This window comes from Salinigranum marinum (genome assembly GCF_024228675.1).
Classification (GTDB): domain Archaea; phylum Halobacteriota; class Halobacteria; order Halobacteriales; family Haloferacaceae; genus Salinigranum; species Salinigranum marinum.
Map to the genome: position 1 here is coordinate 3937398 of NZ_CP100461.1, position 15300 is coordinate 3952697.

Consider the following 15300-nt stretch of genomic DNA (forward strand, 5'->3'; position numbering starts at 1 on the left):
CGATCCGTCTAGATCCCTTACAACGACTGCCTCCCCTATGACTGTCCCTCAGTTCAACCACAGCGTCGCGGCCCAGCACCACCGCATCGACGCGGACGAGTGGGACGACATCTACGTCGTCGGCGACGTCCACGGCTGTCTGCGCGAACTCCGGACGCTCGTCGACCGCATCGGTCCCTCGGACGACGACCTCCTCGTCTTCGTCGGCGACCTCGTCCGGAAAGGTCCCGACAGCAAGGGCGTCGTCGACTACGTCCGCGAGGCGGACAACATGGTCACGATCCGCGGCAACAACGAGGAGAAGCTCCTCCGGGGGACCAAGGAACTGCCGGAACTCACCCACGACGACCTCGCGTGGATCCGCTCGCTCCCCGTGGCGATCTCCTTCGAGGACGCGCTCGTCGTCCACGGCGGCGTCGATCCACGGAAGTCTCTGGCGGAGCACGACGTCGACGACCTCTTGGAGATGCGGTCGCTATCGAGCGGCTACGAGCGCCCCTTCTGGTGGGAACGACACGACGGCCCGCAGACGGTCTTTTTCGGCCACACTCCGATCAACTCGCCTGTCCTCCGCGAGCACGCGGTCGGACTCGACACCGGCTGCGTGTACGGCGGGTCGCTGACGGCGTACAGCTGGTACGACGAGGCCGTGATCGAACTGGCGACCGACCGGGTCGTCGAGCACCGTCCCGCCTCGAAGTTCGTCACGCCGCGGCACCCGGTTCGCCAGTGAACTCAAGACCCGCCGGAGCCTAACGTCGAGGATGTCGCAGGACGAACTGCCCGGCGACGCCGACCGCGACGAGCTGTCGGACGGATCGGGCGTCGTTGATGCCGCGGAGACAGCTCCCTCGTCGGATGCGGCCGTCGACGCCGATCGGGTCGACCTCGACGATCCCGCGCTGTATCTCAACCGCGAACTGTCCGAGTTGGCCTTCCAGCGCCGCGTCCTCCACGAAGCCGTCGACGAGCGCAACCCGCTGTTGGAGCGCGTGAAGTTCCTCGCCATCTTCACGCGCAACATGGACGAGTTCTTCATGAAACGGGTGGGGGGACTCAAACAGCAGATGGACGCCGGCGTCACCGAGCTGACGCCCGACGGCCGGACGCCCGAGGAACAGTGGGAAGCGATCTTAGAGGAGTCGCGCGACCTCTTCGGCCGACAGGCCGACTGTTACGACGCCGTCCGGTCGGAACTCGCCGCCGAGGGGATCCGCATCGTCGACTGGGACGGCCTCTCCGACGCCGAACGCGCCGACCTGCGGGACTACTTCGAGCAGTCCGTCCTTCCGACGCTGACGCCGCTGACGTTCGACCCCGCCCATCCGTTCCCGTTCATCTCGAACCTCTCGCTGTCGCTTGCGGTGCTCACGCGCGACGACGCCGACGTGAAGTTCTCCCGGGTGAAGATCCCGCGCAACCGACCGCGACTCGTCCGCGTCGGCGACGACGACCACCGCTACGTCCGGCTCGAACACGTCGTCGAGGCGAACCTCGACCTCCTCTTCCCGAACGTCGAGGTGATCGACACCTCGCTGTTCCGCGTCACCAGAAACGCCGAGGTCAGGCGGAACGAGGAGATCGCAGAGGGGCTCATCGGGGTGATCGAGGACGTGCTCCGCCAGCGCCGGTTTGCGACCGTGGTCCGGCTCGAACTCTCCGCTGACGCGCCGGACCGCGTGCGGGAACTGCTGGTCGAACAGTTGGGGGTCGCCGAGCGCGAGGTGTTCGAACACGACGGTCCGCTCGACTTCACGGCGCTGTTCTCGCTCGTCGACGTCGACCGGCCCGAGCTCAAGCTCGAACCGTGGACGCCGCAGGTCCACCCCCGTTTCGCCGGCGTCGACTCCGACGACCCGGCGGCGCTGTTCGCCGAGATCGGCCGCGAGGACGTGCTCGTCCACCACCCGTACCACTCGTTTACGACGACCGTCCAGTCGTTTCTCGACGCCGCGGCGTCGGACCCGGACGTGCTCGCGATCAAGGCGGCGATCTACCGCACGGCGTCGGACTCGAAGGTCATCGAGCGCCTCATCGAGGCGGCGAAGAACGGCAAGCAGGTGGCGGTGATGGTCGAACTCAAAGCGCGGTTCGACGAGGAGAACAACCTCCGGTGGGTCAAACGCCTCGAGGAGGAAGGCATCCACGTCGCCTACGGCACGATCGGCCTGAAGACCCACTCCAAGACGGCGCTAGTCGTCCGCGAGGAAGACGACGGCGTCCGGCTGTACTCCCACGTCGCCACGGGCAACTACCACTCCGAGACGGCGAAGACGTACACCGACCTCGGGCTCCTGACGACCGACCGCGACGTTGGCCAGGACCTGGTGAAGCTGTTCAACTTCTTCACGGGCCACTCCCTGCACGAGTCGTACCGCAAGCTGCTCGTCGCCCCGGAGAACATGCGCCGGGAGTTCACCCGGCTCGTCCGTCGGGAGGCCGACCACGCTCGCGCGGGTCGCGAGGCGAAGATCGTCTTGAAGATGAACTCGCTGGAGGATCCGGAGATGGTGAAAGAGCTGTACCGTGCGTCGATCGCCGGCGTCGACATCGATCTTCTCGTCCGCGGCATCTGCCGGCTCCGCCCCGGCATCGACGGCGTGAGCGACACCGTCTCCGTCTCGTCGGTCGTCGGGCGCTTCCTCGAACACTCGCGGATCTTCTACTTCGAAAACGGGGGGCAGTCGGAGACCCCCCAGGCAGCCGGTGAGGCCGGCGACGGGAGCGGCCCCGAGTACTACATCGGCTCGGCGGACTGGATGACGCGCAACCTCGACCGCCGCGTCGAAGCCGTCACGCCCGTCGAGAACCCCGCCCTGCGGGCGGAGCTCCAGTTCGTCCTCGACGCCATGCGCGAGGACAACCGCAAGCGCTGGGTGATGGATTCGGACGGGAGCTACGAACAGGTCACGCCGGGCGACGACCCGGTCCGGAACACCCACCGGCGGCTGATGCGCCGCGCTGAGCGGTCGGTCCCCGAGGCGGACCGGACCGCGGGGTTCGCCGACGACGCGACCCGCGACTCCGGCGTCGACCTCGACGACGTGTTCACCGACGATCGGTAGTGCTCGGCCATCGGGTGGTGGATGGGGTGGGCTCTTCGCGTTCCGTGAGTGGTCGCGTTCCGTGAGCAATCAGGCTCTCCGAGCGAGACAACTGCGTCAGTCCATAGGGCGGTGACGCCTCGCCCTCCCCAGCCGACTCGTTCGCTCGTTTCACTCGCTCACTCGCCCCTCGCGCGAGTCGCTCACTGCGTTCGCTCCCGCGCGTCGACCGCCGCGAGCGGTGTGGTGGCGCGTGTCGTCGCGGCCTCTGTGGTCGTTCCCGTGAGGCATCCGAACGGGAGCCAGCGAGGCCGTGGTCTCGCCTGGCGACGGACGCGTGAGGGATGAGTGGACGAGTGAACGGCGTGAGCGAGTGAGCGACTCGGCTGGGGAGGTCTTCGGGCGTGAGCGAGACGAACGACCGAACGGCTCGGAGCGCCGCGGGCGCTCCGGTGGCGCGGCCGCACCGTCCTGGCGCATCGTCCCCTGTCGGTCAACGAACCACTGCCTCGTCCACTCGCCAGGTCACGAACCGAACGTCACCGATCCACCTCACCCATGATCGTGTCGAGACTCCCGAGCGCCGCGATCATGTCGGGGACGTGTTCGCCCTCGGCCATCTCGGGCAGGGCCTGGAGGTTCGAGAACGAGGGGCCGCGGATCTTGAAGCGCGCGGGCTTGTCGGTGCCGTCGCTCCGGATGTAGATCCCGAGTTCGCCCTTCGCGGCCTCGACGGCCCGGTAGATCTCGGTGTCGTCCTCGGGCCGCAGGGTCCGCGGGACGTTCGCCTGGATCTCCCTGTCCTCTTCGGGCCAGTCCTCCAGTCGGTCGACGCACTGCTCGACGATCTTCGCCGACTCCTCGACCTCCCGGAGGCGGACCAGCAGTCGGGAGAAGTTGTCACAGCCGTCTTCGGTGACGACCTCCCAGTCGAGGTCCGGGTAGGAGCCGTAGGGGTCGTCGCGGCGGAGGTCGTAGTCGATCCCCGACCCGCGGGCGACCGGGCCGGTGACGCCGTACTCCTTGGCGACCGCCGGCGGAAGGACGCCCGTATCGACCGTGCGCATCTGCAGGATCTCGTTCGCAGTCAGCAGGTCGTGGTACTCCTCCAGCGCGCCCGCGAAGCCGTCGACAAAGTCCCGCACCTTCTCGAAAAAGTCCTCCCGCGGTTCGGGGAGGTCCCAGACGACGCCGCCGAGCCGGAAGTAGTTGAACATCAGCCGCTGGCCCGTCAGGTCCTCGAGGAGGTTCTGCACCCGCTCGCGGTCGGTGATCGCGTACATGAACGTCGCGGTGAAGTCGCCGGTGACGTCCAGCGCGTACGCGCCGACCGCGAGCATATGCGCGAGGATGCGGGAGAGTTCGGCGCTCAGCGTCCGTAGGAGCCGGGCGTACTCGGGGACGTCGATCCCGGCCAACTCTTCGGCGACACGCGCGTAGGCCCACTCGTTGAGCAGGCCCCCGCCGCTCCAGTCCCAGCGGTCGGGGTACGGCATGATCTGATACCGGTAGGTCCCCTGCTGGCACATCTGCTCCTCACACCGGTGGATGTAGCCGATGTCGGGGTCGAGGTCGACGACCTGCTCGCCGTCGAGGACGGCTTCGAGGTGGAGCACGCCGTGGGTCGCCGGGTGGTGTGGCCCGATGTTGATGAACATCGTCTCGCCCGCGCGGTGGTCTTCGTCGATCGGGTTGGCGTGTTCGGTGTACGGGACGATCTGAGGGCGGTCCTGGTCGTAGTCGAGCGAGAGCGGGTGGCCCTGCCACGTCTCGGGGAGGAGGATCCGTCGGAGATCGGGGTGGCCCTCGTACTCGATCCCTACCAGATCGTAGGCCTCCCGTTCGTGCCACTCGGCCGTTCTGAACACGGGTTCGGCGGTCTGGCTCTTCGGGGCGCCCTTCGACGTGGGAACGACCACGCTCACCTCCCGGGTCCGGTCGTCGTACGAGGTGAGGTGGTAGATCGACTCGTAGCGGTCCTCGTACTCCTGGCTCGTCACGCACGAGAGGTGGTCGAAGCCAGCCTCGTCTCTGAGCGTCGACAGCACGTCCTGGACCGCGTCCGGACGGATCACCACCGCCGGTGCGTTGACGTGGTCCTCGAAGCCGAGGACGCGGTCGCCCAGGAGCGCCCGGAGCGCGGTGCGGGGGTCGTCGCGGACGTCGGGGCGGGTCGTCGCCGCGACGTCCGACGTCTGGGAGGGAGACATGCTCGGACCGACGGCAGCCAGCGTCCTCGGCGTTCTGCCGCATGCGTGCGGCGCTTTTATTCCATCGCCGGCCGAGGCGGGCCGTATGCGAGCCCTGCGTCTCCGCCTGCATCCCGACCCCGATGCGATCCACCCGATGCACGAGTTCGTGATCCGACACGACGGGTTCACCCGGGCGCGACTCCTCGCGGAGGGCGAGCGGCGACCGGGCGGAAGCGACGGAAACGACGACGTCGACGAGATGGCCGACGAACCGCAGGCACTCCTGTTTCACGTCGAGGGCTCCGACCCCGCACGCGAGGCGTACGCCGCGGCGCTGCGCGACACCGACAGCGTCGCCGAATTCGAACTCGACCGCCGCGGCGACGTGCTCTACGCGTACGTGCTGGAGGCGCGGTCGCCGTTCGACACGCGGCTGGCGGCGACGTTCACCCGACTCCAGCTCGTGATCGTTCCGCCCGTGGAGTTCGTCGCCGACCGGACGATCCGGCTCACGGTCGTCGGCGGCGCGAGCGCGGTCCAGTCGGCGGTCGAGGCGCTCCCGGCGGCGGTCGAGGCGGAGGTGCGCCGGATCGGCGGCTTCGACGGTGCCGTCGTGGATTCGTCGCCCGCGGCGGCGCTCACCACGCGACAGCGCGAGGCGGTCGCGGCGGCGGTCGACGCCGGCTACTACGGCGCGACGCGCGAGGGGAGCGTCGCGGCCGTGGCCGAGACACTCGACTGTTCGACGGGGACGGCGGCCGAACACCTCCGCAAGGCCGAGGCCCGGGTGATGCGTGCGGTCGTCGGCGAACGGTGACGCTCTCCGTCGGCCCCGTCGCGGTCGTCACCGCTCGGCCACGGCGGTCTGCATCGCGTCGCTGTTGTACGCGCTCCCGACGCCCTCGGCGTCGAGGACGATCAGTCCCGCCGTCGACCCGGTCTCGTCGGCGAACGCCGCGATCGCGGCCTCGGCGGCCGACTGGGCGCTCGCGCCCGCGCCGAGACGGTCGACGGCCCGCCGCGTGAGCGTCACGCGGGCGATGTCCTCGCCGGCCCCGGTCGCGGAGGCGCCGCCCGCCGCCCCGCAGTAGAAGCCGGAGCCGACCTGCGGGACGTCGCCGACCCGGCCGGCGAGGGCGAACCACCGCCCGCCGGTCGACGTCGCCGCCGCGAACGTCTCGCCGTCGCCGGCGACCGCGCCGACGGTGTCGTGGTCGGTGGTGGGGTCCGCCCCGCCCGCGTCGTCGCCGAAGCGGTCACGGAGCCACGCGAGCTGGTCGGCCGCGTCCCCGTGCGGGGGGTCCGCCGCCGCGAACCGCTCGCGGGTCGCCTCGGTCAGGAGATCGACGCCGGTCTCGACGCCGACGCACTCGGCGAACGCCTCCCCGGGCGGGCCCGCCAGCAGGACGTGCGGCGTCTCCACACAGACGGCTCGGGCGACGGAGATCGGGTGTTCGACGCCCGCGAGGGAGGCGACCGCGCCGATTTCTCCCCCAGAAGTCATCACGCCGGCGTCGACCCGGACCCGACCGTCGGACTGGACCGCCCCGCCGCGGCCGGCGTTGAACCGCTCGTCGCGTTCGAGCGTCCGGAGGGCGGCCTCGACCGCGTCGACCGGCGTCGACGCGCCGACGCCGGCGGCGGCCGCGTCGTCGAGGACGGCCTGTCTGGCCGCCGGCGCGGCGGGAGACGATCCGGCTCCACCGTGAACGATGAGTCGCACGTTCGACCCTGTCGTGGCGTCGACTTATAGCCCGCCGACCGCGCTCCGGTGGCCCCCCGTCCGCCGTCATCGATCGATCCCGCGGCCGCGGTTCGTACTCGTCTTCTGTCACTTGTTGACGGAGAACGGCAGGCCTTTTAACGTGGTCTGGAAAGTCGTGGTTGTTCATGAGTTACGACAAGGTCGAGGTCCCCGAAGACGGCGAACCCATCACCATCGCCGACGAGGAGACCGGAGCGCTCGACGTACCGGAGACGCCCATCATCCCGATCATCCACGGCGACGGAATCGGGACGGACGTCGGCCCGGCGGCACAGCAAGTGCTCGACGCCGCCGCCGAGGCGACCGGTCGCTCGATCGCCTGGATGCGCGTGTACGCCGGGTCGTCGGCCCGCGAGAAGTACGGCGAGAACCTCCCCGAGGACACGGTGTCCGCGATCCGCAACCACCGCGTCGCGATCAAGGGGCCGCTGACGACGCCGGTCGGGTCCGGTTTCCGCTCGCTGAACGTCGCCCTCCGTCAGAAGCTCGACCTGTACGCGAACGTCCGCCCCACCTACCACCTCGACGGCGTCCCCTCGCCCGTCAAGGACCCGAGCCAGATGGACATGGTCACGTTCCGGGAGAACACCGAGGACGTCTACGCCGGCATCGAGTGGGAGGCCGGCACCGACGAGGTCCAGGCAGTGAAGGCGTTCGTCGAGGACGAGATGGGCTTCGACGGCGTCATGCACGACGGCCCGATCGGCATCGGCGTCAAGCCGATCACCGAGTTCGGCACGAAACGACTGGTCCGACAGGCGATCGACTACGCCATCGAGAACGACCGTCCCTCCGTCACCCTCGTCCACAAGGGGAACATCATGAAGTTCACCGAGGGCGCGTTCCGCGACTGGGGCTACGAGGTCGCCGACGAGGAGAAGTACGCCGACGTCACTATCACCGAGGACGAACTCTGGGAGGAGTACGACGGCGAGCGGCCCGACGACACGGTCGTCGTCAAGGACCGCATCGCCGACAACATGCTCCAGCAGCTCCTCACGCGGACGAGCGACTACGACGTTATCGCGACGATGAACCTCAACGGTGACTACATGTCCGACGCCGCCGGCGCACAGATCGGCGGCCTCGGCATCGCGCCCGGCGGGAACTTCGGCGACGGCCTCTGTCTCGCCGAACCGGTCCACGGCAGCGCACCGAAGTACGCCGGCGAGGACAAGGTCAACCCGACCGCGATGATCCTCTCGGGCCGCATCATGCTCGACTACATGGGCTGGAAGGACGCTGCCGCGCTGGTCAAAGACGCCGTCGAGGAGACCATCTCCTCGGGCACGGTCACCTACGACCTCCACCGCCAGATCGAAGGTGGCACCAAGGTCGCCACCAGCGAGTTCGCCGACGCCGTCGTCGAGAAGATCCACGAACTCGCGTAAGCGACTCGACTCCACGCTCCGATTTCCCGACCGTCGTTCGGTTCGCTCACCGTCTCGTGTGGGACCCCTCCCGGCCCGACGCGACACGCGCGAATCTGCCCGACATCGTCTTTTTATCGGCCGGACGTCGTCTCTCTCGCCGTCAGCGACGGGACGACCGACGGTGACTCGGCCCGTCGGTTCACTCCCCCGACTCGGTCGTGTCGAGGCCGAGCGTCGCGTTCGCGCCGCAGAAGCACGTGGTCGCGTTGAAGCCGGCCCCGAGCGCGCCGAGCGCCGCGAGTCCGCCGAGCGCCGCGAGTCCGCCGAGCGAGCGGCTTCCCGACCGGAGCGCACGCACGGCGACCACCGCCAGTCCGACGGCGAGCAGTCCGCGGGCGATCCTGTCGGCACCGCCGACGTTTCGTTCGGTCATGCCCGTTCGTTGGCCCGCGCACGCTAAACGACGACGGCCCCTCACTGGGTGACCGCGCGGCCCGACCACGGGGCCAGCACGCGGTCGACCAACCCGACCACGAGGCTTTTACTGGCTGGCACCCGTGTGGGCGGGCGTGTACGGCGTCGTTCTCGCGGCCGGCGAGGGAACCCGACTGCGCCCGCTGACGGCCGAGCGGCCGAAGGGGCTGGTCGAGGTCGCCGGCGTGCCGATCCTGACGCGCTGTTTCGAGACGCTCCGCTCGCTCGGCGTCGACGAACTGGTCGTCGTCGTGGGCTACCGCGGGGACGACGTCGTCTCGTACTACGGCGACCGATTCGGCGACCTTCCGATCACGTACGCCACACAAGCGGAGCGGAAGGGGTCGGCCCACGCGCTGGCGATCGCCGGCGCACACGTCAACGGCGACGCGGTCGTGATGAACGGCGACAACGTCTGCGACGCGACCCTCTCGGCGGTCGTCTCCCGACACGCCGAGACCGACGCCGACGCGACCCTCCTCGTCGACCGGGTTCCCCGCGACCGGGCGTCCCGAACCGGTGTGGTCGAGTTCGACGACGACGGCGGCGTCGTCGGCCTCGTCGAGAAGCCGGACGACCCGCCGTCGACCACGGTCCCGCGGGGCTTCTACGCCTTCTCGCCGCGGATCTTCGAGGCCTGCCGCGCCGTCGAGCCGTCGCCGACCAGGGAGTACGAACTCACGGCCGCGATCGACCGCCTCCTCGCGGCGGGTGGCCGGGTCGAGACCGTCCCGCTCGACGGCTGGTGCGTCAACGTGAACACGGCCGCGGACCGCAGCCGGGCCGAACGACGGCTGGGCGAGCGGTCCTGAGCCGACCCGTCCCCGTCGGCGTTGGTTTCGAACACGCCCGGTCGCGCGCCGCGCTTCGGGCGACGTTCGCCGCGGCGACGCTCAGACCTCCAGCACCTCGACGAGGTTCCCCTCCGGATCGCGGACGAACAGGATCTTGGTCCCACTGGCCGTCCGCTGGGGGGCGCTCTGGGTTTCGACCTCGGCCGGAAGCGACTCGTAGAACGCGTCCAGGTCGGGCGTCGACAGCCCCACGTGTGCCGTCCCCGGCCGGTTCACAGTCCCCGATTCGACGGCCGTGCCCTCGGGGTCGTACGCGACGAGTTCGACGCGGACGCCGTCGGCGTCGAGGTGTGCGAACTCGGCGCTGGCACCGTCGACGCCGACGCCGGTCGCGAACGCTTCGCCGTCGACCGAGAAGCGGTCGACGACGGCGAGACCGAGGACGTCGCGGTAGAACGCGACCGCCCGGTCGAGGTCGCTCACGGTCAGCCCGACGTGGTGTGCGCGGGGTGGCATACTCGGGTGGGCGTGCGGGCCGGGGATACCGGTTTCGGCTCGACGCCACCGCGCCGTCGGGGACGGCCGGCCGCCGGCCGACAGCCGACGAGCGCCCCAACGTCTTTTTGTACCGTCATTTCACTCGGTAGGGTATGGACGGCGACCGCGCCGAAGGGGTCCTGCTCGGCTTAGCCTGTGGTGACGCGCTCGGCCGCCCGGTCGAGTTCGAGACGCCGGCGCGGATCCTCGCGCAGTACGGCGAGGTGACCGAGATGCTCGCGAACGGCACCTGGAACAAGCCCGCGGGAACGGTGACCGACGACACCGAGATGGCGCTCCGTCTCGCGCGGAGCCTCGTCGACCGGGGTGCGTTCGACCCGGCGGACGTCGCCGAACGGTTCGTCGCGTGGTACGAGTCGGGGCCGTTCGACATCGGTAACATGACCGCCTCGGCGCTCGGTCGGATCCGCGACGGGGAGCCGTGGCACGTCGCCGGACAGCGGGTGTGGGAGGCGTCGCCCGAGGGGTCGAACGCCGGCAACGGGAGCGTGATGCGCGCCGCGCCGCTCGCGGTCGCGTTCGCGTCCCGAGAGTCCGAACTCGTCGACGCGAGCGTGGCGAGTTCGAAGATCACGCACGCCGACCCGCGCTGTACGGCCGGCTGTGCCGTGTTGAACCTCACGCTCGCGGGACTCGCCTCCGGCCGGTCCGAGCCGCTGTCGCGCGCGCTCGACCGCGCGGAGCCGCCGGAGCCCCTCGAAGACGCCCTCCGACCGGTCGCGGCGGCCGCCGCCGCCCCCGACGACCTCCGGTCGACCGGCTACGTCGTCGACACGCTCCGGACGGCGTTGTGGTACGGTCTCCGGGCCGGGACCGCGGAGAACGCGCTCGTCGACGTGGTGAACATGGGCGGCGACGCCGACACCGTCGGCGCGATCACCGGCGCGGTCGTGGGCGCGCGGTTCGGTGCCGACGCCCTCCCGGACCGGTGGCTCGCCGAACTCGATACCGCCGACGAACTTCGGGCGCTGGCGCGCGACCTCACGACCGTCGGGGAGTAACTCGGCTCAGAGCCACGAGCGCCCGACCGCGGGCCACAGCCGCCTGTGGGCCCACACGAGGACGGAGAAGCCGACGGCACCGGCCGTGTCGGCGACGAGGTCCACGGCGGTGTCTTCGAGGTAAAAGGCGCGGCTCCAGTTCACCCAGAAGTCGGTGAACAGTCGCTCGTACACCTCGAACCACGTCCCGATGGCGAGCACCAGGAGTGGCAACACGACGAAGACGGCGAAGAACCCGCGGGCGAGCCGTGGTCGGTAGACGTAACAGAGCGCGGCGACGCCGAAGCCCGAGAGGGCGTGGACGAGCATGTCCCACCACCAGATCTTCGAGTAGAGGAACAGGCCCATGCTGGCGAAGTGCAGGCCGGTCACGGCGACGCCGAACCCACCGACCGCGTACACCGCGCCCGGGTGAAGCGACCGGCGGCGACTGAACGCCTCGACCCACCGGGTCGAACGAGCGACGGTTCGGGGTCGGGGAATCATAGCCGAACCGAGGGAGAGACGCAGCAAAAGGGTTTGCCCCCGGTTATCAGAGCTGGCGCTCGTCCGCCGCCGGCGACGCCGACGACGCCCGCTCACGCCGGAGGCGGCCGTACAGTCGGAGCACGGCCCCGAACGCGAGTGCCCCCGCCGTGTCGAGGACGAGGTCGATGCCCGTGTCCTGGAGGTAAAACGACAGCGACCAGCCCCACCAGAAGTTCCTGAACAGGCGCTCGTACACCTCGAACCACGTCCCGACGCAGAGGACGCAGACGGGCAACACGACGAAGAGGCCGAGCCGGGAGCGGAAGCCGTCGGTCCACGCCAGGTAGAGCAGGGCGGCGACGCCGAAGCCCGACGTCGAGTGGGTGAGGAGGTCCCACCACCAGATCTCGGTGTAGATGCCGTACGCCAGCCCCGCGAAGTGGAGCGTCGAGACGGCGACGCCCCAGACGAGCGCGGCCGTCCACGCCCCGCGACGGTGCCGTCGGTAGCGAACGTCCAGCTCGTCGATGCTCGGAGTCCGTTCTGTCAGTGACATCGTCTCCTCCGGTCGCGTTCGACTCCGCCCGGCGCGTTCGACCGTGACGGCCGACCGACGGGGAGGGACGTCGACGGTGCCGGCAGGTCCTCCATCACCCGTCCGCTCTCACGCGTCGGATAAATAGCCGCTCGAAGTGTCGTCAGCCGCCCCGTCGACGGTGACGAGCGGCGTCTCGGTGGTGATCGGCTCGCGCTCGTCCACCTGCACCTCGCCGACGACAGCCCGTCTCAGTCGCCGGCCCAGTCGGGGTTCAGCCGTGGCGGGGCGAAGACGTCGACGCCCTCGACCACGCGCTCGCCCCGGTTCTCGACGGCGTGGGGCTCGTCGCCCGGGATGGCGTACGAGTCGCCGGCGGAGACGACGATCTCCTCGCCGTCGATGATGAAGGTGAGCGTCCCCGCCGCGACGTAGCCGGTCTGTTCGTGGGGGTGGGCGTGTTCGGGGACCACGGCCCCGGGTTCGATGCGGAACCGCTGGACGCTCATCTCCGAACCCGCGGCGTGCTGTGCGAGGTGGACGCCGTCGACGGCCTCCGTGGGATCGACCGCCGAACCCGAGACGTGCTTCATACCACCGCCGGGACGGCGAGCGATATAAGCGTGCGGGGCGTCGTGGTCGGGTATGTACGCGGTGGTCGGCTGCACCGACTGTGCGGCGCTGTGGCTGGTCTCGGATCCCCAGTCGTCGAAGACGGCCCAGTGTCCGCGTTGCGGACGGCGACACCAGCTCCGAAAACTCAAGCGCCTCTTCGAGTCCGACGACCGCGACGTGGCCCGGCAGGCACGCGCGGAACTCCTGGCAAAGAAGCAGGGGGCGTCCGAAGCGTTCGAGCGCCTCGACTCGGTCGCGGCGATGGAACGGCAGGTCGACGAACCGGCCGTCGACGACCGCGAGTACCTGACGGGGTCGGGGCTGGACGCCGACGCGGTGGCGGCAGCCGGCGAACGGGAGGCTGAATCGCGGAGCCGCGACCGGATCGTCAGGGACGCCGTCGGGCAGCAGGACCGGCCGACCGAGGCGGCGGTGGTCGACTACGCCACCGAGCACGGCGTGCCGGCCGACGCCGCCCGCGATCTGCTCGAGGCGCTGACCCGCCGGGGGGAGGTCTCCGAGAGCCGCGGCCGGTACCGGCTGGTCTGAAGCCGCCCGCGGTGTGGTGGCGCGGCCGGGCCGACTCCGTGGCGTTCCCGCGAACCGCTCGCAGCGACCGCGTCGCTTCGGTGGACGAGCGACGATCGAACCCGAAGAAAAGAGAGCGTTCAGAGCACGCCCAGCAGGCGGAGCACGGTCAGGGCGGACACGGCGATCCCGAGGACGAGCTTCACCACTCGCAGCGTCAGGACCGTCCGCCGGTACTCGTCGGTCGTCTCGGTCGTCTCGGTCGGCATGGTGGACGCGCCCGCCGGTGCTCGCCGGCGCGCGCACCGGAAGCGACGGTCCCGAGGTGAAAAAGCGCGAGCCAGACGCGCGGCGGAAGTGAAACTGGTCTACCTGCCGAGCGACTCGTGCGCCGAGGAGAGGTGTCGCGACGCCAGCGCCGACAACAGCGAGAGTTCGCCGGCGAGCGCGCCGACGGCGACGCACTCCGCGAGCGCGTCGGCGTGTTCGCCCGGCGGGTCGCCACCGCCCCGAACGCCGAGGACGTCGAGCCCCTCCGACTGCGTCGGGAGCTTCGTCCCGCCGCCGACCGTCCCCACTTCGAGCGAGGCGAGCGAGACGCCGACGTACAGCCCCGACTCGCGGACCTCCACCGTCGTGATGGCGTTCGATCCCTCGACGACCTGTGCGGCGTCCTGGCCGGTCGCGAGGAACATCGCCGCGACGACGTTGGCGACGTGGGCGTTGAACCCGAGCGACCCCGCCTTGGCGCTCCCGACGAGGTTCTTCCGGGTGTTGACTTCTGCCACCGCCTCGGGGGTGGTGTGCAGGCGCTCCTCGACGACCTCCCGGGGGACGAGCACGTCCGCGGTGACCGAACGCCCGCGCCCCTCGACGGCGTTGACCGCGGCGGGTTTCTTGTCCGTGCAGAGGTTGCCGGACAGCGCCACGAGCGACGCTGGCGTTTCGGACTCGATCACCTCACACGCCGCGCGGGTGGCGATGGTCGCCATGTTCATTCCCATCGCGTCCTTCGTGTCGTAGCGGAACCGAACGAAGACGTTGTCGCCGACGACGTACGGTTTCGCCGCGAGGAGTTCGCCGTGGCTCGTCGTCTCCTCGGCCGCCGCCGCCAGCGCCGCGTGGTTGTCGCGGACCCACGACGCGAGCGCTTCCGCCTCGACGACGCTCTCGACGCGGAAGACGGGCGCGCGGGTCATCCCCGCGGCGGTGACGCGCGCGGCCGCCCCGCCGGCGCGGTCGATGACCGAACAGCCGCGGTTCACCGAGGCCAGCAGGGCACCTTCGGTGGTCGCCATCGGGAGGTAGTACTCGCCCGACGCGGCACCGCCGTCGATCGAGACGGGGCCGGCGACCCCGGCCGGGATCTGGACGGCACCGATCATGTTCTCGATGTTCGCGTCGGCCGCGGCGGCGTCGAAGCCGTACGCGCCGACGGTGTCGAGCGACGCGCCCGACTGCGCTTCGACCAGGTGACGTCGCGCGGCCGCGGCCGTGTCGGCGTCGGTGTGCGCTTCGAGTTCGTGGAACCGGAGGTCGCCGGCGCGGACGCGCTCGGCGAGTGACGTCGCGTCCACGTCCATGTCCGCGCCGGGGTCCGAATCCGAGTCCGAGTCGGTCATACGCTCCCGTCTCCCTCGCGCGGCTAACCGTTGTCGGTCCGTATCGTCTCCCTGGGAACGTTCCAGCCCGGGCTTGTGGCGCCAGGTGTCGCGGCCTCGGATCGGACGAAGCCGGGAGCAGCCAGGGCGGGGTATTCCACGACCTCCCCAGCCGATTCGGACGCTCGCTCCCGTCGGTCGCTCCCGTCCTCATCCCTCGCGCGCTCACTCGCTCACATCCGTTCGCTCCCTCGTCGCGCGCCACCGCAGCCGCTCCGTGAGCGGTCGGCGTGCGGGAGTAAAGCGAGTAAAGCGAGCGAACGACTCGCGTGGGGGGCGACCGACCGAGTGA

Annotated in this window: 16 protein-coding genes; 7 read left to right on the forward strand and 9 right to left on the reverse strand. The window is 70.1% G+C overall.

The genetic code is table 11. The features are described from left to right. Positions 1-37 precede the first annotated feature (37 nt). Both NKJ07_RS19740 and ppk1 read left to right on the forward strand, forming a co-directional pair. Entirely contained in the window at positions 38-733 is a 696-nt protein-coding gene (locus NKJ07_RS19740) for a metallophosphoesterase family protein (protein WP_318568490.1), read from the forward strand. A 31-nt stretch (positions 734-764) separates the two neighbouring features. Next, a complete protein-coding gene (gene ppk1, locus NKJ07_RS19745) occupies positions 765-3065 on the forward strand; it encodes a polyphosphate kinase 1 (protein WP_318568491.1) in 2301 nt (766 codons plus the stop codon). A gap of 518 nt (positions 3066-3583) precedes the next feature. On the opposite strand, the gene NKJ07_RS19750 is transcribed toward ppk1, so the two are convergent. Further along, positions 3584-5254, reverse strand: a complete 1671-nt coding sequence (locus NKJ07_RS19750) for an NADH-quinone oxidoreductase subunit D (protein ID WP_318568492.1) — start codon at positions 5252-5254, stop codon at positions 3584-3586. 85 nt (positions 5255-5339) lie between these two features. Between NKJ07_RS19750 and NKJ07_RS19755 the strand changes: the two genes are divergently transcribed. Further along, on the forward strand, positions 5340-6053 hold the full coding sequence (locus tag NKJ07_RS19755) for a helix-turn-helix domain-containing protein (protein WP_318568493.1): 714 nt from the start codon (positions 5340-5342) through the stop codon (positions 6051-6053). 27 nt (positions 6054-6080) lie between these two features. Here the strand turns inward: NKJ07_RS19755 and NKJ07_RS19760 are convergent, their stop codons facing one another. After that, positions 6081-6959 (reverse strand): isoaspartyl peptidase/L-asparaginase, encoded by an 879-nt coding sequence (locus NKJ07_RS19760; protein WP_318568494.1) that lies wholly within the window; start codon positions 6957-6959, stop codon positions 6081-6083. 167 nt (positions 6960-7126) lie between these two features. Between NKJ07_RS19760 and icd the strand changes: the two genes are divergently transcribed. After that, positions 7127-8392 (forward strand): isocitrate dehydrogenase (NADP(+)), encoded by a 1266-nt coding sequence (gene icd / locus NKJ07_RS19765; RefSeq protein ID WP_318568495.1) that lies wholly within the window; start codon positions 7127-7129, stop codon positions 8390-8392. A gap of 181 nt (positions 8393-8573) precedes the next feature. Here icd and NKJ07_RS19770 read toward each other — a convergent pair whose 3' ends face one another. Continuing rightward, positions 8574-8807, reverse strand: coding sequence for a YgaP-like transmembrane domain (locus tag NKJ07_RS19770; RefSeq protein ID WP_318568496.1), 234 nt, complete (start codon positions 8805-8807; stop codon positions 8574-8576). 136 nt (positions 8808-8943) lie between these two features. Between NKJ07_RS19770 and NKJ07_RS19775 the strand changes: the two genes are divergently transcribed. Then, complete coding sequence (locus tag NKJ07_RS19775) at positions 8944-9660, forward strand: sugar phosphate nucleotidyltransferase (protein WP_318568497.1); 717 nt, start codon at positions 8944-8946, stop codon at positions 9658-9660. An 81-nt stretch (positions 9661-9741) separates the two neighbouring features. On the opposite strand, the gene NKJ07_RS19780 is transcribed toward NKJ07_RS19775, so the two are convergent. Beyond that, positions 9742-10158 carry a VOC family protein gene (locus NKJ07_RS19780; RefSeq protein WP_318568498.1) on the reverse strand — a complete coding sequence of 139 codons (417 nt, stop codon included), beginning with the start codon at positions 10156-10158 and terminating at the stop codon, positions 9742-9744. Positions 10159-10292: 134 nt separating this feature from the next. Between NKJ07_RS19780 and NKJ07_RS19785 the strand changes: the two genes are divergently transcribed. After that, the gene (locus NKJ07_RS19785) at positions 10293-11201 is read left to right on the forward strand and encodes an ADP-ribosylglycohydrolase family protein (protein ID WP_318568499.1); all 909 of its coding nucleotides are present in this window, start codon (positions 10293-10295) and stop codon (positions 11199-11201) included. A gap of 6 nt (positions 11202-11207) precedes the next feature. On the opposite strand, the gene NKJ07_RS19790 is transcribed toward NKJ07_RS19785, so the two are convergent. From NKJ07_RS19790 to NKJ07_RS19800, 3 genes are all read right to left on the reverse strand, one after another. Continuing rightward, positions 11208-11687: a DUF2238 domain-containing protein gene (locus NKJ07_RS19790; protein ID WP_425504694.1), complete on the reverse strand. Its 480-nt coding sequence runs from the start codon at positions 11685-11687 to the stop codon at positions 11208-11210. 46 nt (positions 11688-11733) lie between these two features. Further along, positions 11734-12225, reverse strand: coding sequence for a DUF2238 domain-containing protein (locus NKJ07_RS19795; protein WP_318568500.1), 492 nt, complete (start codon positions 12223-12225; stop codon positions 11734-11736). 230 nt (positions 12226-12455) lie between these two features. Beyond that, a complete protein-coding gene (locus tag NKJ07_RS19800; RefSeq protein ID WP_318568501.1) occupies positions 12456-12797 on the reverse strand; it encodes a cupin domain-containing protein in 342 nt (113 codons plus the stop codon). Between the two features lie 52 nt (positions 12798-12849). Here NKJ07_RS19800 and NKJ07_RS19805 point away from each other — a divergent pair, with 52 nt between their 5' ends. Beyond that, the gene (locus NKJ07_RS19805) at positions 12850-13368 is read left to right on the forward strand and encodes a DUF5817 domain-containing protein (RefSeq protein WP_318568502.1); all 519 of its coding nucleotides are present in this window, start codon (positions 12850-12852) and stop codon (positions 13366-13368) included. Positions 13369-13487: 119 nt separating this feature from the next. Here NKJ07_RS19805 and NKJ07_RS19810 read toward each other — a convergent pair whose 3' ends face one another. Further along, positions 13488-13616, reverse strand: a complete 129-nt coding sequence (locus NKJ07_RS19810; RefSeq protein ID WP_318568503.1) for a hypothetical protein — start codon at positions 13614-13616, stop codon at positions 13488-13490. 99 nt (positions 13617-13715) lie between these two features. Continuing rightward, entirely contained in the window at positions 13716-14969 is a 1254-nt protein-coding gene (gene hmgA / locus NKJ07_RS19815) for a hydroxymethylglutaryl-CoA reductase (NADPH) (RefSeq protein ID WP_425504695.1), read from the reverse strand. Between the last annotated feature and the right edge of the window lie 331 nt (positions 14970-15300).